This window comes from Lacrimispora indolis DSM 755 (genome assembly GCF_000526995.1).
Lineage (GTDB): Bacteria > Bacillota > Clostridia > Lachnospirales > Lachnospiraceae > Lacrimispora > Lacrimispora indolis.
Map to the genome: position 1 here is coordinate 4,651,097 of NZ_AZUI01000001.1, position 19,273 is coordinate 4,670,369.

20 protein-coding genes are annotated in these 19,273 nt (G+C 44.5%); 12 read left to right on the forward strand and 8 right to left on the reverse strand.

From position 1 onward, the window contains the following. Positions 1-66: 66 nt before the first annotated feature. The 5 genes from K401_RS33965 to K401_RS31475 form a co-directional block, all read right to left on the reverse strand. The gene (locus K401_RS33965) at positions 67-705 is read right to left on the reverse strand and encodes a molybdopterin cofactor-binding domain-containing protein (RefSeq protein WP_438830326.1); all 639 of its coding nucleotides are present in this window, start codon (positions 703-705) and stop codon (positions 67-69) included. Beyond that, positions 618-2,156, reverse strand: coding sequence for a molybdopterin cofactor-binding domain-containing protein (locus K401_RS33025; RefSeq protein WP_330363169.1), 1,539 nt, complete (start codon positions 2,154-2,156; stop codon positions 618-620). The genes K401_RS33965 and K401_RS33025 overlap by 88 nt, the downstream gene beginning before the upstream one ends. After that, on the reverse strand, positions 2,153-4,264 hold the full coding sequence (locus K401_RS0122630; protein WP_024295088.1) for a xanthine dehydrogenase family protein molybdopterin-binding subunit: 2,112 nt from the start codon (positions 4,262-4,264) through the stop codon (positions 2,153-2,155). The genes K401_RS33025 and K401_RS0122630 overlap by 4 nt, the downstream gene beginning before the upstream one ends. 17 nt (positions 4,265-4,281) lie before the next feature. Beyond that, positions 4,282-4,905, reverse strand: a complete 624-nt coding sequence (locus K401_RS0122635; protein WP_024295089.1) for a nucleotidyltransferase family protein — start codon at positions 4,903-4,905, stop codon at positions 4,282-4,284. Positions 4,906-5,089: 184 nt separating this feature from the next. Continuing rightward, positions 5,090-5,404: a winged helix-turn-helix domain-containing protein gene (locus K401_RS31475; RefSeq protein WP_024295090.1), complete on the reverse strand. Its 315-nt coding sequence runs from the start codon at positions 5,402-5,404 to the stop codon at positions 5,090-5,092. A gap of 158 nt (positions 5,405-5,562) precedes the next feature. Between K401_RS31475 and K401_RS0122645 the strand changes: the two genes are divergently transcribed. From K401_RS0122645 to K401_RS0122670, 6 genes are all read left to right on the forward strand, one after another. Next, entirely contained in the window at positions 5,563-6,942 is a 1,380-nt protein-coding gene (locus K401_RS0122645; protein ID WP_024295091.1) for an MATE family efflux transporter, read from the forward strand. After that, positions 6,939-7,850, forward strand: a complete 912-nt coding sequence (locus tag K401_RS0122650) for an acetamidase/formamidase family protein (protein WP_024295092.1) — start codon at positions 6,939-6,941, stop codon at positions 7,848-7,850. The genes K401_RS0122645 and K401_RS0122650 overlap by 4 nt, the downstream gene beginning before the upstream one ends. A gap of 203 nt (positions 7,851-8,053) precedes the next feature. Next, entirely contained in the window at positions 8,054-9,124 is a 1,071-nt protein-coding gene (locus tag K401_RS0122655; protein WP_024295093.1) for a branched-chain amino acid aminotransferase, read from the forward strand. Positions 9,125-9,211: 87 nt separating this feature from the next. After that, on the forward strand, positions 9,212-10,123 hold the full coding sequence (locus K401_RS0122660) for an AEC family transporter (protein ID WP_024295094.1): 912 nt from the start codon (positions 9,212-9,214) through the stop codon (positions 10,121-10,123). A 483-nt stretch (positions 10,124-10,606) separates the two neighbouring features. Next, positions 10,607-12,568, forward strand: coding sequence for a threonine--tRNA ligase (gene thrS / locus K401_RS0122665; protein WP_024295095.1), 1,962 nt, complete (start codon positions 10,607-10,609; stop codon positions 12,566-12,568). A 123-nt stretch (positions 12,569-12,691) separates the two neighbouring features. Further along, positions 12,692-13,006, forward strand: coding sequence for a DUF1540 domain-containing protein (locus K401_RS0122670; protein WP_024295096.1), 315 nt, complete (start codon positions 12,692-12,694; stop codon positions 13,004-13,006). A 63-nt stretch (positions 13,007-13,069) separates the two neighbouring features. Here K401_RS0122670 and K401_RS0122675 read toward each other — a convergent pair whose 3' ends face one another. Beyond that, positions 13,070-13,483 carry an EamA family transporter gene (locus K401_RS0122675; protein ID WP_024295097.1) on the reverse strand — a complete coding sequence of 138 codons (414 nt, stop codon included), beginning with the start codon at positions 13,481-13,483 and terminating at the stop codon, positions 13,070-13,072. Positions 13,484-13,844: 361 nt separating this feature from the next. Between K401_RS0122675 and infC the strand changes: the two genes are divergently transcribed. The 3 genes from infC to rplT are packed head-to-tail and all read left to right on the forward strand — an operon-like array spanning position 13,845 to position 14,950. Further along, positions 13,845-14,342, forward strand: coding sequence for a translation initiation factor IF-3 (gene infC / locus K401_RS0122680; protein ID WP_024295098.1), 498 nt, complete (start codon positions 13,845-13,847; stop codon positions 14,340-14,342). 24 nt (positions 14,343-14,366) lie between these two features. Beyond that, complete coding sequence (rpmI, locus tag K401_RS0122685) at positions 14,367-14,564, forward strand: 50S ribosomal protein L35 (RefSeq protein ID WP_013272956.1); 198 nt, start codon at positions 14,367-14,369, stop codon at positions 14,562-14,564. A gap of 29 nt (positions 14,565-14,593) precedes the next feature. Further along, complete coding sequence (rplT, locus tag K401_RS0122690; protein ID WP_024295099.1) at positions 14,594-14,950, forward strand: 50S ribosomal protein L20; 357 nt, start codon at positions 14,594-14,596, stop codon at positions 14,948-14,950. 944 nt (positions 14,951-15,894) lie between these two features. Here rplT and K401_RS0122695 read toward each other — a convergent pair. Beyond that, positions 15,895-16,281 (reverse strand): VOC family protein, encoded by a 387-nt coding sequence (locus tag K401_RS0122695; protein WP_024295100.1) that lies wholly within the window; start codon positions 16,279-16,281, stop codon positions 15,895-15,897. A 128-nt stretch (positions 16,282-16,409) separates the two neighbouring features. Here K401_RS0122695 and K401_RS34265 point away from each other — a divergent pair, with 128 nt between their 5' ends. After that, entirely contained in the window at positions 16,410-16,637 is a 228-nt protein-coding gene (locus tag K401_RS34265) for a DUF4489 domain-containing protein (RefSeq protein ID WP_156882279.1), read from the forward strand. A gap of 69 nt (positions 16,638-16,706) precedes the next feature. Here K401_RS34265 and K401_RS0122700 read toward each other — a convergent pair whose 3' ends face one another. Further along, positions 16,707-17,348, reverse strand: coding sequence for a peroxiredoxin (locus K401_RS0122700; RefSeq protein ID WP_024295101.1), 642 nt, complete (start codon positions 17,346-17,348; stop codon positions 16,707-16,709). Positions 17,349-18,044: 696 nt separating this feature from the next. On the opposite strand from K401_RS0122700, the gene K401_RS33035 reads away from it, so the two are divergent. Both K401_RS33035 and K401_RS0122715 read left to right on the forward strand, forming a co-directional pair. Beyond that, a complete protein-coding gene (locus K401_RS33035; RefSeq protein WP_156945310.1) occupies positions 18,045-18,218 on the forward strand; it encodes a hypothetical protein in 174 nt (57 codons plus the stop codon). Positions 18,219-18,323: 105 nt separating this feature from the next. Beyond that, positions 18,324-19,085: a DeoR/GlpR family DNA-binding transcription regulator gene (locus K401_RS0122715; RefSeq protein ID WP_024295102.1), complete on the forward strand. Its 762-nt coding sequence runs from the start codon at positions 18,324-18,326 to the stop codon at positions 19,083-19,085. The last annotated feature ends 188 nt before the right edge of the window (positions 19,086-19,273 follow it).

Here is a 19,273-nt window from a genome sequence, read left to right on the forward strand (position 1 = left end):
TCCCCGTTGTGAGACTGTATCCGTCTCTCACACCGGGGAGGGGTTCCTTGAAATCATAACCTTATATTATGAAATCCCATTATTCTTTCTATAATACGTACCCTTTAACGGCAGACTCTGTCTGAATACGCCATCCAGCCTGTAGTAGGCGTGAGCACAGGCAGGAGAGGTGGGGATCATGCACAATTCCCCGCAGCCTTTGGCACCAAAGGAATAAGGCAGTCTATCCTCTTCCTTTGGCTGGCAGAGAATCACTTCCAGTTCAGGTGCCTCGTCTGCCCTCATAAATCCTATGGTACCGAATTTACTTACAGGATATCCGTTTTCACATTTAAACTCTTCTGTAACGCCGTAGCCAATCCCCATGATCATACCGCCCTCAATCTGGCCTTCCACTGATTGGATGTTTACAGGAGTTCCTACATCAAAGGCAGATACTGCCTTGGTGATTTTTCCTTCTTCATTTAAAATAATCACCTGAGTTCCGTAGGAATAAGATACGTGGCTTACCGGATTATCTTTGATAGCTCCCAATGGGTCTGTTTGTGCAGAATATTCTCCAAAGAATTCCTGTCCTTCCAGATCTGCCAGACTGTTCCCGCTGTCTAAGGCGCATTTCAGCTTTTCGCCGGCTCTGCGGGCGGCTTCACCTGTGACAACCGTCTGGCGGGAAGCAGTGGAGGTTCCTGAGTTAGGAGTCCGTATGGTATCGGCTGCTTCAAAGACAAAGAGGGCAGGATCAAGACCGGATGTGTGACAGATTTCGGTAAGGCCATTTGACCGATTCCCTGGCCCATACAGGAGGCAGAGGTACGGATATGAACCTTTCCCTGCTCAATGGAAAGAAGGACACGGCCTACATCCATTTTGCCCATTCCGGTTCCGGCATTTTTAAAGCCGCAGGCAATTCCGGCGTATGGATTGGAATAATAAATATCCTTTACAGCATCAAGGCAGGCCTCCATATTGGTATTGGGATCTGCAGTCTGTCCGTTTGGAAGGACATCCCCTGGCTTGATGGCATTTCGCCGCCGTATTTCCCAGGGATCCAGACCAGCCATTTCTGCCAGCAGGTTGATATTCATTTCCGTTGCAAAGCAGCTCTGGGTTACGCCAAATCCTCGGAAAGCACCTGAAACCACGTTGTTGGTATAAACGGACATGCCAAAGATATCAATGTTCTGATAGTTATAAGGACCGGCTGCATGGGTACAGGCGCGGTGGAGCACAGGACCGCCCAGAGAAGCATAAGCTCCCGTATCGGCAATGATCACACCCTTCATGGCAGTCAGCCGTCCGTTTTCGTCACAGGCTGTGGTGAATTCCATTTCCATTGGATGACGTTTTACGTGGTAATTTAAAGATTCCTGACGGCTGTATTTGATCTTGACAGGTTTTTTGGTATACCAGGCCATTAAGGCAGCATACTGCTGTACAGACATATCCTCCTTGCCGCCGAAGCCGCCGCCTACTAAAGGAGCATGGCAATGAACCTTTTCCTTTGGAAGGCCCAGCATCTGGGCGCATTCTCTCTGAACGTCATAAATGGACTGGCTGGTAGTATAAATCAACAAGCCGTCTTCCCCTTCAGGAAGTGCCACGCAGCACTCCGGCTCCATGAAGCCGTGCTCCTGCCAGGTGGTTTTGTATTTTTTTGTTACCACATATTTTGAATTTTTAATTGCTTCATCGGCATTGCCCCTTACCAGATTGGCCCGGCTCATGATATTGCCGTCTTCATGAATAAGAGGAGCATCTCCCTTTAAAGCCTCATAAGGGCTGGTGACGGCTGGAAGCTGGGTATAATCCACATCAATGAGAGCCAGGATCTCTTCCAGGGCTTCTGCACGGGCCGCTGCGATGACTGCCAGGGCATTTCCCACGTAACGGGTGATATCTCCTTCGCCCATGAGAACATCCCAGTCCTGCTTGATATGGCCGATCTTATTACATGGAACATCTTTTTTTGTCAGAATTTCCACACAGTCCGGGTGCTCCAGCGCTTTTGACACGTCGATCCGGTTGATCAGGGCTCTGGGATACTTGGAATACAGGCACTTGGCGTACAGCATGCCAGGCAAATACATGTCATCAGCAAAGATTCCGGTTCCGTTTACTTTTTCTGCGGCATCAATGCGCTTGAAGTGTTCGTTCATGTGCAGGGCAGCAGGAGGAAGTGGGATCTCCAGCTTTTCCCTGAAAAAGTCGGCAGCCAGAAGAATGGCTCCACTGCTTCCACATAAGCGGCAGGAACCCCTACCAGAGGAAGTTCTCCGGCCCCTTTGGCTCCGTAAGGTCCGTCAGGGTATTTCTCTACATGGAGCATACATGTTAAGTTTGTCACATCCGCAGAAGTGGGGATTAAATAATCAGAGAAGGAATTGTTTCGTATTCTTCCTTTCTGGTCGTAGTCCATATATTCGGTGGAGGCATAACCGATTCCCTGAAGGAATCCCCCTTCCATCTGACCCATGACAATGTTGTAGTCAATGGGAGTGCCTACGTCAAAGTTTCCGTAAGCCCCAAGGATCTTTGTAAGCCCTGTGTAAGTATCTACCTCCACCTCCATTGCATTGACACCCCAGGCATAGGTTGGATAAGCATCCCCCTGGAATTTATCCAGGTAGAAGGGAATGACAAAATCAGGTTCTTTAAACCGCTCCTCCACCATCTGGTCTTCTCCATCCTTCCATTGGGTGCGCAGCTTAATGGCACAGCGGCGGAGGAGTTCCCCCACTACCATGAGGGAGCGGGAGGCAACGGTAGGGCCGGAGTCCGGGACCCGGGCAGTGTCCGGATGATCGTAATAAACCTTATCAAGTGGAAGGTTTAATTCTCTTGCAACGATTTTAGGAAACGTTGTACGCAGTCCCTGGCCGATCTCTCCGTTGGAAGCCAGGATCTCCACCGTGCCGTCGGGATATTTGTGAAGCCTGCATACGGCCTTGATGATATCCCGTTCGCCGGAACCGGTAAATCCTGCACCATGAAAATGCATGGAAATGCCAATCCCTCTGCGGTACCGTCCTGTCTGCGGTTTTGCATATTCCCTGTGTTTTTTACGGAAGCCGCAAGCCTGGTCGATCTCTTCGATCATGGAAGGAATTGGTACGGGAAAATGGTATTTCCCTGAGGTGGAAGTGGAATCTCCTTGCTTTACAATGTGTTTTTCCTTAAATTCCAGGCTGTCGGTTCCAAGATCCATTGCTATATGGTCCATCATCATTTCAACTGCAAAAAATGTCTGGGGAGCGCCGAAGCCACGGTATGCTCCTGTAGGAGTGGTATTGGTTTTTAAGGCCCTTCCACGCACGTGAAGGTTCTCGACGTTATAGATTCCGTTTGAGCAGATGATACCCCGCTGAAGCACTACGGCGGACAGGGTGGTGTAAGCTCCGCTGTTGAATTTCACATCAATGTCCATGGCAGTCACTTTGCCATCCTTTACAGCCACCTTGTATCTGCAGAGGGAAGGGTGGCGCTTGGAGGTAAACTCCAAATCCTCCCTGCGGTCAAAGATGCAGCGGACAGGAGCACCGGCCTTTTTAGCAGCTACGGCCACCTGACAACCCAGAATTGAAGGAAAAGCCTCTTTTCCACCAAAACCTCCGCCGGTCACATCCTGTTTAATATGTACCTGATCCGGTCCGCAGCCAAGGGCCCGCATAACAGCTCCGTGAACGTAATAGGCGCATTGGAGAGAGCCGTGGATGAACATTTTTCCGTTTTCTTCAGGCTCTGCCATCATACCCTGGGTTTCTAAATAGGTCTGGTCCTGGTAACCGGTGATAAATTCTTCTTCATAGATTTTATCAGCCTCAGCAAAGGCCTTCTCCATATCCCCTTTGCCATATTCATAATCAAAGAATACGGTATCTGCCTTGTCAAGATCCAGGACAGGCTCCAGTTCTTCATAGGAAACCTGGATCTCATCCAGGATGCGGTCTACCACCGATTCTTCCGGCCCCACAACCATTCCTATGGGCTCTCCAATGTATTCTACGGTTTCCCGGGCATAAACAGGTGTATCGTCCATGACGATGTTCACATGATTGTCACCTGGAACATCAGATTGATCGACATAAAAATAGCCGTGGGGAAGTGGCGGTACATTTACGGCAGAAAGCCTTGCGCGGGCCAGCTTGGAACGAAGCATTTTCCCTACCAGGACCCCGTTATTTTCATAGTCGCCTACATAAACAGAGCGGCCCGCCATCTTTGATTCATGGTCTTTTTTTACTACTGGCTGACTGATGTGTTCCATTGATTCATTGCCTCCTTTTAAATTTTGGCCGGATAAAACCGGCTGATGCAGACTTCATAATCTTCCATGGTATCCAGATCCATCCATACGCCGTCATCATCCACCGGTACATGGATGATGAATTCCTCCTGCTGCTTCCATATCTGCCGCAAACCGCCTTCTCCCTCAAATTCCAGTATGATGTCACGGAATCTGTAATCAATCAGGGGAGGATGTTTCCGATAACCTTCCAAGGTGGGAAACAGGAGAGCGGGCCGGTCATGGGGCTGTGCTTTTAAAAGTTTAAGGAACGTGTTTTTTTTAACAACCGGCATGTCACCTGGAAGCAGGAAAAAAGCTTTGCAGTGAGGCATGGAGTGAAGACCATATTTTATAGAGGTCAGCATATCGGTAATCTCATAGTGAGGATTTCGGGCGTAAATGATTTCTTTCCCATAATGAAGGTGAAGAACTGACTCAATATCATCTCCCCGGTAACCCAGAACGATTACAATCTGTTTCACTCCGGCTGCCAGCATGCTGTCAATGGTGCTTTCAATCATGGTCTTTCCCTTAAAGGGCATCAGCGGCTTAAAATCCCCCATACGGCTGGACAATCCTGCGGCCAGTATAAGACCGCAGGCGGAACTGGCCTCAAGCATAAAAAATCACCCCTTCTATAACAACACTATGATTTCTAATGTCATTATAAAAGGGGGATTTAAATGTTTCAAATTCTTCCTTGGAAGCACTTGCTTTACAGGAATAATCCGCTGTCACGAAAAAGGGCGGAAAATTCATTCTGAGCAAACTGAAAGATATTATCTTCCAGCTTCTGCCAGGTTCTTAGGAACTGGAGGCCCTGGGGGTCAGGGTAGTGTTTCCGCCCCGCTTGCCTCCATGTTTCCGTTCTGTAATGGGATAGCCTGTTTCTGCTTCCGGTTTATTTAACATATCCCAGGCTTTGCCGTAGGATAAGGCCATTCGGTCACAGGCACTGCGGACGGAGTGGGTGTCCAGGATCAGATACAGCAGAAGCTTGATTCTGGTATTAAAGAAAACAGATTCCTTTTGAAGGTTTAGCTTAACCGTTGGATGGAGAAGGGCCCGGTTGTGTTCCGCTAAGTAGGCCTCCAGCAGCCGGGCAAGTTCTTGTAACAAGGATCTTGACAGAATTGTTATGGAACATAAGCCTGAATGAAAGATAAAAAATAATCTTAAAATGGTATTTATTGCTGTTTTAAGAATCTCCGGGAAAAACTGGATGCAAAATCAGAAAGAGGATGTTATGATAAAACAGGTAAGGAGGCAGTTGAGAAATGGCAGATACAAAGAATGACTTTTCAAAAGGAAGCGTAATAGAAAACATATTAAAGCTGGCCGTGCCTATGACATTGGCCCAGCTGATCAATGTTCTGTATAACATCGTAGACAGGATATATATAGGAAGAATTCCGGAAAATGCAACGTTGGCATTAACAGGGCTTGGCCTGTGCCTTCCCATCATTTCCATAGTCATTGCCTTTGCCAATTTATTCGGCATGGGGGGTGCGCCTATGTGCTCCATTGAGAGGGGGCGGGGAAATGAGGAAGAAGCTGAAAAGATCATGGGAAATTCTTTTATTTTAATGGTAGCCTTCGGCCTGGGACTTACTGTATCAGGCCTGGTATTAAAAAAGCCCATGCTCTATCTGTTTGGAGCCAGCGATCTGACCTATCCTTATGCGGATCAATACATCAGCATTTACCTGTTAGGCAATGTTTTCGTCATGATCGGCCTTGGAATGAACAGCTTTATCAATTCCCAGGGGTTTGGGACCATGGGGATGGTTACGGTTCTTTTGGGGGCAATTGCCAATATTATTTTAGATCCTATATTCATTTTTGTTCTGGGACTGGGCGTAAGAGGGGCGGCCTATGCCACCGTATTGTCACAGTTTCTTTCTGCTCTCTGGATCGTTAAATTCCTGACAGGAAAGAAAACCATTTTAAAGCTAAAGACCTCCTGTTTTCGTTTAAAAAGGCACAGGGTAAAGGATATCGTTGCATTGGGAATGTCAGGCTTTACCATGTCCATTACCAACAGCCTGGTGCAGATCATGTATAATGCCTCTTTACAGCGTTATGGAGGTGATCTGTATGTGGGAGTTATGACTGTTATCAATTCCATCCGGGAGGTGATTTCCATGCCTGTAAGCGGAGTCACCAACGGCGCACAGCCGGTCATGGGTTTTAATTATGGAGCAGGGGAATATAAACGGGTAAAGCGGGCGATTATTTTCACTTCAGTGGTGTCCATCACATATACCGCGGTCATGTGGGCACTGGTCCACGGCTTTCCGGAGTTCTTTATCCGCATTTTTAACCAGGAAGAGGAGCTGCTAAAAGCAGGCGTTCCGTCCATGCGGATCTATTACTTTGGCTTCTTTTTTATGTCCCTGCAGTTTGCGGGACAGTCCGTGTTTGTGGCTTTGGGAAAAGCAAGGAGGGCGGTGTTTTTTTCCATCTTCCGCAAGGTGGTGATCGTGGTCCCACTGATCATCCTCCTTCCCATCCTGATGGGGAACGGAACAGAAGGAATCTTTATGGCGGAACCTGTTTCCAATCTCATCGGAGGCGGAGCCTGCTTTTTGACCATGCTGATCACTGTATGGCCGGAGCTTAGTGGAAAAGAAAAAATTAAGAGGAGAAAAATATGAAGATCATAACCAGGGATTATATTACAAACGTACTTTCAAAGGAAAATCCTCCCTGTGGCAGGATCAGGGCAGGAGAGACCGTGGCTTTTGAGACTTACGACTGTTTTACAAACCAGTTTCTGCCGGAAGAGGCAACGTTTGAAAATGTGGTGAGGAAGCCGGGGAATCCGGCAACAGGACCTCTCTATATTGAGGGAGCCATGCCTGGAGACATGCTTAAAATCCATATTCTGGATATTGAGATGGGACCTGTGGGCATTGTTATGCTGGGACCTGGCAGCGGAAGTGAAAAAGAGGAATTTCCCCGAAAAGTATTAAGGCGGGTGCCTGTAAAGGGAGGGTATGCCTATTTCAATGAAAAGGTAAAAGTTCCGGTAAAGCCTATGATCGGCGTCATCGGAGTGGCTCCTGCAGGCGAGGGCGTTTCCACCATCACTCCCATGGACCATGGGGGAAATATGGACTGCACCCAGATAAAAAAGGGAGCAGTCCTGTATCTGCCTGTGTTTGTGGAAGGGGCCCTTTTGTCCATGGGGGATTTTCACGCTCTTATGGGAGACGGGGAAGTGGAGGACTGCGGTCTGGAAATAGAAGGACGGGCTACGGTCAGGATAAACGTGGTGCGGAATAAAAACTGTGTGCCCTATCCAATGATTGAGACAGAGGATAAACTCATCACCATTGCCTCCAAGGAACAGGTGGAAGAAGCCTGGCGTGCGGCAGCCAGGCAGATGTACGGCTTTATGAAGGAGAAGGTGGGGATGGATTATGAAGAGGCAGGGATGCTGCTTACCATGACCGGAGACCTTGTTATTTGCCAGACGGTAAATCCCATGAAAACGGTGAGAATGGAAATTCCCCGCCATATAACTCAAAGTTATGGTTTTGATTCCATTTCGGTAGAGTAAAACAGGCTGAAAATTCTTGACATCCAGGGCATTTTGGAAGATAATGATAGACAAATTATAAAAACTGACAGATATGCCGGTATGGGAAACACCCGCCGGGTATCCCTTTGTACCCGGTACACCCCATAGTGCGGGGTGAGCTGAGGCGGGGTGGGCTCTACCCAGACAGCGTGGGCACCTTAAGAGGAAAGGAAGAGTATCACATGCAAACAATCAGAATCGAAAAAACAACTTGCCCGAAAGAAAAGCCAGGCAAAGATAACCCGTTGTCATTTGGAACCATATTCACGGACCATATGTTTGAGGTGGATTATGAAGAGGGAAAGGGCTGGTATGACCCCAGAATTGTACCTTATCATAAGCTGGAGCTGGATCCTTCCGCCATGGTATTCCATTACGGACAGGAGATGTTTGAGGGCTTAAAGGCATACAAGGCAGAGGATGGCCGGGTTTTATTGTTCCGTCCGGATAAGAATATTGAGCGTGCAAACAGAAGCAACCGCAGGCTTTGCATCCCGGAAATCCCGGAAGATTTATTTTTGGAGGGATTAAAGTCAATTGTGAGCGTGGATCAGGACTGGATCCCCACAAAGCCGGGGACCTCTCTTTATATCAGACCCTTTGTGATCGCCACAGATCCCTTCCTGGGGGTCAGGCCTTCTCATACCTACAAATTCATGATCATTTTATCTCCTGTTGGAGCCTATTATGCCAGCGGCCTTGATCCGGTTAAAATCTGGATTGAGGATGAATATGTGAGAGCCGTAAAGGGCGGCATCGGCGAGGCAAAGACCGGAGGAAATTACGTTGCTTCCCTGGCTTCCCAGGTAAAGGCACATGACGAGGGCTATTCCCAGGTGTTATGGCTTGACGGCGTTCACAGAAAATATATCGAAGAAGTGGGAGCCATGAACATCTTCTTTAAGATCAACGGTGTTGTCATTACACCGGAGTTAAACGGAAGCATCCTTCCCGGCGTTACCAGGGATTCCGTCATTGCCTTATGCAAAGAATGGGGAGTGCCTGTTGAAGAACGGAGAATTTCCGTTGATGAAGTGGTTGCAGCAGCAAGATCAGGAGCAATGGAGGAATGCTTTGGCACCGGAACGGCAGCCGTCATTTCACCGGTAGGGGAACTGCGGTTTGAAGAAGACAGAATGTCTGTGGGAGGCGGAAGGATCGGAGATCTGACCCAGAAGCTTTATGATTCCATTACCGGCATTCAGCTTGGCAGCATCCAGGGACCGGAAGGCTGGGCCGTAGAAGTAAAATAAAATCTTACAGAATTCCCACCGGCGGAGCTGATAAAAAGGCGCCGCCGGAAACTTTGAGAAAAGACAGAAAGAAAAAGGGAGCCGGATATGACAGCGGTACTGATAAAAGCAGCGGCATTTGTATCAATTATTATCATGGGGTACCTGCTCAAACGGGCAGGTTTTTTTCAGGCAAAGGATTTTTATCTGGTCTCCAGAATCGTGATCAAGATCACCCTTCCGGCAGCCATTGTTTCTAATTTCAGCAAGATCACCATGGATTATTCACTTCTTTTTGTATGCGTCATCGGCTTTTTATGCAACTGTGTTACGGTTGCGGCCGGGTATGTGATGGAGGCTGTAAAGTCCAGGGAGACTAAAGCTTTTGCAATGATCAATATGTCCGGATATAATGTGGGAAATTTTACCATGCCCTTTGTACAGAGCTTTTTAAGCCCTGTGGGATTTGCGGCCACAAGCCTGTTTGACGCCGGAAATGCGGTGATGTGCACCGGGATGACTTATACTCTGGCCAGCATGGTCATAGGAGAAGAGGAAAAGCCTTCTATAAAAAAGGTGGTGCTTAAGCTGTTTTCCTCGGCTCCTTTTGATGCTTATGTCCTTATGACTGTTTTAAGCATATTAAATATTAAGCTGCCTTCTGTCCTGATCAGCCTTGCGGATACAGCAGGCGGAGCCAATGCGTTTCTTGCTCTCTTAATGATTGGAATCGGTTTTGAGATCCGTATGGAAAAGGAAAAAATGAGCCAGATTTTCAGAATATTAGGGGTGCGGTATATCATCGGGGTATTAATGGCAGTTGGATTTTACTATCTGGCGCCCTTTGGGCTGGAGGTGCGCCAGGCGCTGGCCATTGTGTCCTTAGGCCCTGTATCGTCGGTGGCACCTGCTTTTACCGGTGCTTTAAAGGGGGATATCGAGACGGCAAGCGCAGTTAATTCTTTGTCAATTGTGATCAGCATAGCTGCGATCACGGCAGCTCTGATCATTCTTTTGTGAAAATTTTTTTTATGACGCTTGACAAACAGCTTAACCGTGCTATAATCTAAAATTATAAAGCAATACAGAAAAAGCATTGACAAGACCAGTATCATATCAGGAAAGGCCAGAGAGAGGCGTGTTTGGTGGAAGCGCTTTACGGGAATGACATGAGAAGACCAGCTTGGAGCGTCCCTTAATGGGGAACGGTGACTCCGTTATCGTCGTAAGAAGTGGTTTGGACATTTATTTTGTTCACTCAAAAAGGGTGGAACCGCGATTTCTTTGAATAGAATCGTCCCTTTCTGTATGGAAACATACGGAAAGGGGCTTTTTTTGTAGAAAAGTTCTCTGAACTTCTCTGCAAAATAAAAATGCTCCGCTGTGGATGTGCACTGCGGCGTAAGCGGTGGATGCCGTTATGCGACCGCCGCAGACGCAAGAGTTTGCTTCGCAAACTCTTTATTCTTCACAATAATAATAAGAAAAGGAGATTGATGGAAAATGAAGATTACGTTAAAAGACGGCTCAGTCAAGGAATATGAACATGCAATGTCAGTGATTGACATCGCTTCTGATATAAGCGAAGGCCTGGCCAGAAATGCCTGCGCAGGCGAAGTGGATGGAAAGGTTGTAGATTTGAGGACAGTGGTTGAAGAGGACTGCAGTTTAAGCATTCTCACGGTAAACGATCCTGCAGGTCTTTCTGCTTACCGCCATACAGCAAGCCACATCCTGGCTCAGGCAGTAAAAAGGCTGTATCCTCAGGCAAAGCTTGCCATCGGACCTTCCATTGAAAATGGGTTTTATTATGATTTTGATATCCCATCCTTTTCAAGAGAAGATCTGGATAAAATTGAAAACGAGATGAAGAAGATCATAAAGGAAGGGACAAAAATTGAGCGCTTTACCCTTCCAAGAGAAGAAGCAATCAAATTCATGGAGGAAAAGGGCGAGCCTTATAAGGTAGAGCTGATCCAGGATCTTCCGGAAGGTGCGGAGATTTCTTTCTACCGCCAGGGCGAATTTACGGATCTTTGTGCAGGACCTCACCTGATGAGCACAAAGCCCATCAAGGCATTTAAGCTCACTTCTTCCTCAGGAGCATACTGGAGAGGCAGCGAGAAGAATGCCATGCTGACCCGTGTATACGGCACTGCTTTCGCCAAAAAGGAAGAGTTAAATGAATATCTGGAATATCTGGCAAATATCAAAAACCGGGATCATAACAAGCTGGGCCGTGACTTGGAGATTTTTGCAACAGTGGATGTAATCGGCCAGGGACTTCCTCTTTTGATGCCAAAGGGTGCAAAAATTGTCCAGACCATGCAAAGATGGATCGAGGATGAAGAAGAGAAGCGGGGATATATGAGAACAAAGACCCCTCTCATGGCAAAGAAGGACTTATACATCATTTCCGACCACTGGGATCATTACAAGGAAGGCATGTTTGTTCTGGGAAATGAGGAAACGGATGATGAAGTATTTGCCCTCCGTCCAATGACCTGTCCGTTCCAGTACTATGTTTATAAACAAAGCCAGAAATCCTACAGGGATCTGCCTTGCAGATACGGCGAGACTTCCACCCTGTTCCGCAACGAGGATTCCGGCGAAATGCACGGATTGACCCGTGTACGGCAGTTTACTATTTCCGAAGGCCATTTAATCGTACGCCCTGACCAGATTGAAGAAGAGTTTAAGGGCTGCGTGGATCTGGCGAAATACTGTCTCACAACTCTTGGCCTGGAAGGCGACGTGACCTATCAGATGTCCAAATGGGATCCAAACAAGGCAGATCATTATCTGGGAACACCGGAAATGTGGGATGAAGTGGAAGGCATGATGAGAAAGATCCTGGACCACATCGGAATCCAGTATACGGAAGCTGCGGGAGAAGCGGCATTCTACGGGCCAAAGCTGGATATTCAGGCAAAGAACGTATACGGCAAGGAAGATACCATGATCACCATTCAGCTTGACATGTTCTTAGCGGAGCGTTTTGATATGAGCTTTGTAGATAAGGATGGAACAAAGAAACGTCCTTATATCATCCACAGAACTTCCATGGGCTGCTATGAAAGAACCCTTGCATGGCTGATTGAAAAATACGAAGGAGCATTCCCAACCTGGTTATGTCCGGAGCAGGTGCGCGTTCTTCCTATTTCTGAAAAATATCATGAATATGCAGGGAAGGTTGCGTCTCAGTTAAAGGAAAACGGCATTCTGGCAACGGTTGACGAGCGTGCGGAAAAAATCGGATATAAAATCCGTGAAGCGCGTTTGTCAAAGCTTCCTTATATGCTGGTAGTAGGCCAGAAGGAGGAAGAAGATGGTGTTGTATCTGTCCGCAGCCGTTTCAACGGCGATGAGGGACAGCGCCCGCTTTCCGATTTTATTGATGATATCTGCCGTGAGATCCGCACAAAGGAAATCAAAAAGGTAAATGTAACAGAAGAAGCAAAATAAACAGAACTTGTCATGGTTCATGAAAACAGCGAGAGAAAGGCTTGTGAGAATAGTTTCCTTTTTCAAGGTGCATACTACTCCTGAAACATCATTTTAAGTAAGAATATCAGGAGGAAATGGGCCATGACAAAATTAGACTGTAATGTAACAAGCTGTCTTCACAATTCCGATAATTATTGCTGCAAGTCCGCCATCATCGTAGAGGGATCTCAGGCAAAGGACAGCTATGATACCTGCTGCGGAAGCTTTGATGAGAATAAGGACGGTACCTTCCATAACTTGTTCAAAACTCCGGAAAGCCGCCTGGAGGTGGACTGCGAGGCTGTCAACTGCGTATACAATGAAGGCCGACACTGTTCAGCAGAGCACATCGGAATTGCAGGAGACGGTGCAAGCTCATCAGAGCATACCGAATGTTCAACTTTTAAAACCAGATAAACCTGCGGAAATAAAATGCGCCAGGATAAGTCCTGACGCATTTTATTTTGAACAGGCTGCCGGTCATAAAATCATAACAAAGGTTCCCGCTGTAATCAGAAGGATTCCTATAAGCTTATTCATGGTGAATTGTTCGTGGAGTATGAGAAAAGCCAAAAGAACGGTGAGAACAATGCTCAGTTTATCCACAGGAACCACCTTGGAAGCTTCCCCTATTTGAAGGGCTTTGTAATAGCAGATCCAGGAGAGGCCGGTGGCAAGGCCGGACAGGATGAGAAAAAGCCAGCTTTTTCTGCTGATTTCGGAAAGTCCGGTCTGGGCTCCCGTTAGAAAAACGATCATCCAGGCCATGAGTACCACCACAACCGTCCGGATGGCCGTAGCCAGATTGGAATTGACTCCTTCAATTCCCATTTTAGCCAGAATGGAAGTAAAGGCGGCAAAAATGGAAGAAAGAAGAGCGAAAACAAACCACATATCATGCCTCCTGATGTTTTTATTTTATTACATATTATGATTGTAGCCCTGATGTTGGGAAGTTGCAAGAAAAATATTATAAGGAAAGTATGCATGCTTTGAAAAATATGTTGACAGAAAGCTAAATATATAGTATTATAACATAAGTTGTGAAAACAGCAAACAGGAAAGTAGGTATCCGCCTCACCACGGCACGAGTAAGTGTCCCTGGTTCATAGCCTTTGGTACATAGGTGTACTTTATGGAGACTTTGGTGGTGGATAGCGTTTGTCTATCTACTTTTTTTATGCCTATGGGCAAGCAATGTGGAATCCAGCCAACACACACTATATAATGGAGGTGCACGACAATTAGCGATTTAATGATTAATGAACAGATCAGAGATAAGGAAGTTCTGTTGATTGGTGAAAACGGAGAAAAATTAGGGATCATGTCTACCAGGGATGCTTTGCAGATGGCAAAGGAAGCAGAACTGGATCTGGTTAAGATTGCTCCGACTGCAAAACCACCGGTTTGTAAGATTATTGATTATGGTAAATATCGTTATGAACTGGCAAGGAAAGAAAAAGAAGCTAAAAAGAAACAGAAGGTAATCGAAGTAAAGGAAGTTCGTTTATCTCCTAACATTGACACCAACGATTTAAACACGAAGATGAGCGCCGCAAGGAAGTTCCTCGAAAAGGGAGATAAAGTTAAGGTAACCTTACGTTTCAGAGGTCGTGAGATGGCGCATATGTCAAAGTCAAGGTATATTTTGGATGACTTCGCTGAGAAGTTAGCCGATATTGCGGTTATTGACAAGCCAGCTAAGGTGGAAGGAAGAAGCATGATTATATTTTTGAATGCAAAACGCCAGTAGAACATTATCAAGGAGGAAAATACAATGCCTAAATTAAAAACAAGCAAATCAGCTGCAAAACGCTTTAAAGTTACAGGAACAGGAAAGCTTGTAAGAAATAAAGCTTACAAATCTCACATCTTAACTAAGAAATCTACTAAGAGAAAAAGAAACCTTAGAAAAGATATCGTTACCGATGCAACCAACGCAAAAGTAATGAAGAAGATTTTACCATATTTATAGGATCTTAAGTTAAGAAGGAGGAAAAACTGATGGCAAGAATTAAAGGCGGTATGAACGCTAAGAAAAAACATAACAGAGTGTTAAAGATGGCTAAAGGCTATAGAGGCGCTCGTTCCAAACAGTATAGAGTAGCAAAGCAGTCCGTTATGAGAGCATTAACAAGCTCTTATGCAGGCAGAAAAGAAAGAAAGAGACAGTTCAGACAGTTATGGATTGCCCGTATTAACGCTGCAGCCCGTATCAATGGTGTATCTTACAGTGTATTTATGCACGGCTTAAAGTTAGCTGGAGTTGATTTAAACAGAAAAGTTCTGGCTGACATGGCAGTGAATGATGCAGAAGGCTTCGCAAAATTAGCAGAGCTGGCAAAATCCAAAGTGGCTTAATTGAGTATACAAGCCCCGTAAACCTCGTGTTTGCGGGGCTTTTTTTGCCCTCAAGTACCGAGAAATGAAAAAAATTGATTCGTGATATACAAATAATATAATTAGTATATGGCAAGCTTCCTTTAATGAAGAGATTCAAACCGCCGGCAGACTATGCCATAGTTTTGGACGGTAGGAACATATGGGACTTTTTCGGCGCAAAGCCGGCAAGCAGGTTCGTGTTTCTTTTTCATTGAAAAAGCTTCCCCATATATGTGATTACACTATGCCGGAATATAGATCAAAGTACAAAAAAACGGTGCCAGGAGGTTAGAAGAGCGAAATTAGGATTCCCCGGAGAGCCGGAAAAAAGAATATAAGGACGCAAAGTAAAATAGATTTCTTTTACATGGATTTAAAAGAAGCCTGTTTTGCTGAAGATGGGGTTGTAACCTGTCAGAGTGTTATTTAAAGCTTAGTTTTAATTGAAAAAATCCAATAAGTGAAGAGTAAATATCCCATAAAAAGGAATGCTTGGAGAATTTATTATCACTGTTTAGACAGACCCGGCAAAATCAGGTTTTTTTGCTGCAATAATATCCCGGCAACATGGTGCAATTGAGCAGCAGTATTAATGTATGAATGATTTTCATGCAGTATTATCTGCAGCCAAACTGGGAGTGTTATAAAGTAAAGCCTGGTACTAGTACTTTTAAAGAGTAAATTGGATAAATTGTTTTTCATTAAATCACCTCAAAAATATAGTGCGCTGAGTGAAAAATAATAATACAGGAAGTATTTGGAAGAATAAAGAAAGATGACTCTTTGTGGTATCTTACAAACCAGGTCAATAAAAAATTCATAAGCAAGAATCAGTTAATAAGCCTATTTCGTTAGGTAAAAATAAGGCAAAAGCAGTATCCTAATTTTATAGAATACTGCTTTTGGATTAAAATATTGTTTTACTATTCATGATTCCATACGACAAAACAAAACGGGTGATCAGCAGGATCAAGCATAGTAACCCATTCCTCACCGCCATATTGCCCGTTAGCAATTCTGGCACCTAACTCAATCGCTTTTTCCGTTGCTTCTTTTAATTCACTTTTATCTGTTACTGCAAAATCCAAATGTGACATCATCTGTTGCTGCCCTGGCTGTGAGGGCCATGTGGGAGAGATGTAGTTTTTATCATATTGAAAAGCGATTCCAATATCCTCTTCCATTGAATGTATCCCAACAAAAGTATCTATTTCAAAGACTACTGGCCAATGCAAAAGTCCTGTGTAAAAAGACAGTAATTGGGGTATATTACGGCATTCTAATATTATTGTTTTTAATTTTATATCCATATGAACAAAGCCTCTTCTGTTTTTCTTAATTGTAACAAGAGTAGTTGTTGTTTGAAACCTCAATAACAATTATAAATGACTATGAGCATAATTCTGCTGTTATGCAAAATAGCAAACAACAGCTATAAATGGCAATTCTGAATATCAGGGTTATTTGCCCAGGCAGAATCACCCTGTTTTTCTCTTTTTGGGCAACTGGTACAGTATCTGATTCTATTCATTTTAATGTATGTGATTGTGATTCCTGTATGAATGAATGCTGTACCTATCTGGTTGTAGTTACATTTAATGTCAGTCCTGTTATCGGTGGTATAACACTCAGCGCCATTGTTACCGAAAATGGCTGTGAATGCTAAGAGCCGGCCTGGCTGGATCGGCCGGAGACACCGGACAAACTGGCCCGTCTGTGAATTTTTATTACATAATTAACATGGCTTATCTTTATAACACCAAAACCAATCGATACAATTTAAATTTGATATTTGAGGCTCATTGGCACGTTCTAACAATTGATCATAGGTGCGGGGAGGTGGAGTCATTACAGGTTTGCCCGGATCCCAGTTTGCAGGGGTGACGACACCACATTTATCTGATATTTGAAGGGCAGTTAACAAACGGAGTATTTCACAAATGTTTCTGCCATTTGTTAAAGGATAAATTAGAATTGCACGTATTTTCTGATTTGGATCAATGAGATAAACATTTCGTACAGTCTCTTGCGTAGAGGTATCGGGAGCAATCATGCCATAAAGGTTTGCAACTTCGGCCATACGATCTGCAATTATTGGAAAAGGAATTTGAATACCTGTTAACTGATAAATTTGATTTACCCATGCCAGGTGAGAAGAGTTACTGTCTATGCTCAGTCCGATTAGTTTTGTATTTAATAATTCAAACTGATCGTTTGCTTGTGCAAAAGCGACAAATTCAGTAGTACAAACAGGAGTAAAGTCACCTGGATGAGAAAACAGAACAACCCAGTATCCTTTATAATCCGATAGTCTTATAGGCCCGAATGTTGTCACAGCAGTAAAATCAGGAGCTGTCATACCAATGCTTACGTTCATAAATGTACCTAAAAAATAGATTTAGATATTATATGACAGTATAAATAGCGTGTTTCAAGTTATTACAATTTTAATTTTAAATAAATTAAATCATTGTTAATTGGTCCAATACTGAGCCTGGTATAGCCGGCAGGCTGACCAGGCAGTCAGCACTGCCTTCCACAGCATGCACATCTTTTCTTCCGGTCCCATATAATAAGATATAAAATTAATAAAAGAGGTGCAATATGAGTTGTTTTTGGGGCGGCTGTAATAACAACTGCAGACGTAATTGTAACAATAACTGTGGCTGCATTAGTAATAGCGGATGTAATAATAAATGTAATTGTGAAGCTGAAAAAGACGAATGCGAAAAGGAAAGAAGAGAAGCTTATTGTGCAGGTTTTCGGGATGGCTGTAACAGTGCTTCCCGTTGGCGCAACGATGATGATTGCGGATGCTAGTTGATGCAGGATAAGATATAAGCCTGCAGGAAACTTAAGTTTCCGCTCTGGAATGTGACCCCAACAGGCGTTTAAATACCATCCTAACAGGTGAGCGCGTTGAATAACGTGACTGCCGGCAGAAAAATATAATAACACAATCATTGACTATAAATAGCCCCGGGACTTTTGTCTTCGGGGCTATTGTATTTCTGTAAACGACAATTTACTGAAAAATTTCTGATCGTAAGGGATAATATCCATCTTCAAGATCATGTTACGCAGAGAAGGAGGCGCTGAAGTAAAAACGACAACTTTTCCCGTACTGTTCCGTTCCTTGGAGAGTGATGACCTGCTGACAGACAGGCTTGATTTTCTGCCCATCGGCTTCGGCAGCGTTACAAGTATTGGCGGTGTGGGTCCTTCCTGTTTTGACGGCAGAATTTGAAATTTTTTGTTATAAAATTGAAAAACATTTAAAGGAATATGTTCAAAAAAGATATTTTATGATAAAATATTGATAAGTGAATTAAGATACGAGGAGGTGTTACCTGTGATTGCAACAGAACGTAAACGGTATATTATACAGCAGTTAAATGAAAAAGGCATTATTAATTTAAAAGAAATAGCAAAAGAGCTGAAAATATCAGAGATTACAGCACGCCGTGATTTTGAAAAACTGGAAGCAGAAGGCAAGCTGAAACGGGTCCTGGGCGGAGCTACTTTGGACACGGACCAGGAGATGGCCCCAGATGGAGCAGAACTTACAATGAAAGAGAAGAAAATGCTTCATAAAAAGGAAAAGGAACGGATCGCTGAGTTTGCAGCCCAATTTGTTCAGGATGACGACAGCGTATTCCTGGATGCGGGGACTTCCATGGTTCCTCTCATGCGGATACTTGAGAAAAGAAAAATCAAAATAGTAACATACAACGAACTGTTGATCAGCAGCATTCACAATCCGGTTGCCGAGATATTTGTGGTAGGCGGGCAGCACCGCCCCTATTACAGCATGAACGTAGGCCCTGTTGCTCAGGATGTGCTGAAGCAGTTTTATTTTAACAAAGCATTTCTGGGCTGCTCCGGCGTGGATTTTTCCCAGGGAATGGTATATACTACGGAGATGGAGAGCCTTCTTATGAAGAGGATTGCTTTGGAGAATGCATATGAGTCCTATCTCCTGGTGGATCACAGCAAGATCGGCAGACGGAATTATTTGAAGCTGGCTGAAACCTCTGCCTTTACCAGCATAATCTGTGATAAAAGAGGGGATGAGGAAGACCGCGGTTATCCGGAAAATGTTAAAATTATATAGATTTTATTGAAATGTGTACACAAACAATAGAAATGTCATGTCGGACAATAATCATTCTTTCTGACATGACTTTCTTATTACATATAAATGATAAAAAATGATAATTCAATGATTTGTATTATAAAAAAAGATAAAAAATGATAAAAAATGATTGAGATTGAATGTGAGGTGTGTTATAATGTACTTAT

Excerpts from the sequence above, each read along its gene's own strand:
- K401_RS33025 (WP_330363169.1), bottom strand. The coding sequence starts at position 2,156 with ATGAACGAACACTTCAAGCGCATTGATGCCGCAGAAAAAGTAAACGGA.
- K401_RS0122630 (WP_024295088.1), bottom strand. The coding sequence starts at position 4,264 with ATGGAACACATCAGTCAGCCAGTAGTAAAAAAAGACCATGAATCAAAG.
- K401_RS0122635 (WP_024295089.1), bottom strand. The coding sequence starts at position 4,905 with ATGCTTGAGGCCAGTTCCGCCTGCGGTCTTATACTGGCCGCAGGATTG.
- K401_RS0122645 (WP_024295091.1), top strand. The coding sequence starts at position 5,563 with ATGGCAGATACAAAGAATGACTTTTCAAAAGGAAGCGTAATAGAAAAC.
- K401_RS0122650 (WP_024295092.1), top strand. The coding sequence starts at position 6,939 with ATGAAGATCATAACCAGGGATTATATTACAAACGTACTTTCAAAGGAA.
- K401_RS0122655 (WP_024295093.1), top strand. The coding sequence starts at position 8,054 with ATGCAAACAATCAGAATCGAAAAAACAACTTGCCCGAAAGAAAAGCCA.
- K401_RS0122660 (WP_024295094.1), top strand. The coding sequence starts at position 9,212 with ATGACAGCGGTACTGATAAAAGCAGCGGCATTTGTATCAATTATTATC.
- thrS (WP_024295095.1), top strand. The coding sequence starts at position 10,607 with ATGAAGATTACGTTAAAAGACGGCTCAGTCAAGGAATATGAACATGCA.
- K401_RS0122670 (WP_024295096.1), top strand. The coding sequence starts at position 12,692 with ATGACAAAATTAGACTGTAATGTAACAAGCTGTCTTCACAATTCCGAT.
- K401_RS0122675 (WP_024295097.1), bottom strand. The coding sequence starts at position 13,483 with ATGTGGTTTGTTTTCGCTCTTCTTTCTTCCATTTTTGCCGCCTTTACT.
- infC (WP_024295098.1), top strand. The coding sequence starts at position 13,845 with ATGATTAATGAACAGATCAGAGATAAGGAAGTTCTGTTGATTGGTGAA.
- rpmI (WP_013272956.1), top strand. The coding sequence starts at position 14,367 with ATGCCTAAATTAAAAACAAGCAAATCAGCTGCAAAACGCTTTAAAGTT.
- rplT (WP_024295099.1), top strand. The coding sequence starts at position 14,594 with ATGGCAAGAATTAAAGGCGGTATGAACGCTAAGAAAAAACATAACAGA.
- K401_RS0122695 (WP_024295100.1), bottom strand. The coding sequence starts at position 16,281 with ATGGATATAAAATTAAAAACAATAATATTAGAATGCCGTAATATACCC.
- K401_RS34265 (WP_156882279.1), top strand. The coding sequence starts at position 16,410 with ATGGCAATTCTGAATATCAGGGTTATTTGCCCAGGCAGAATCACCCTG.
- K401_RS0122700 (WP_024295101.1), bottom strand. The coding sequence starts at position 17,348 with ATGAACGTAAGCATTGGTATGACAGCTCCTGATTTTACTGCTGTGACA.
- K401_RS33035 (WP_156945310.1), top strand. The coding sequence starts at position 18,045 with ATGTTACGCAGAGAAGGAGGCGCTGAAGTAAAAACGACAACTTTTCCC.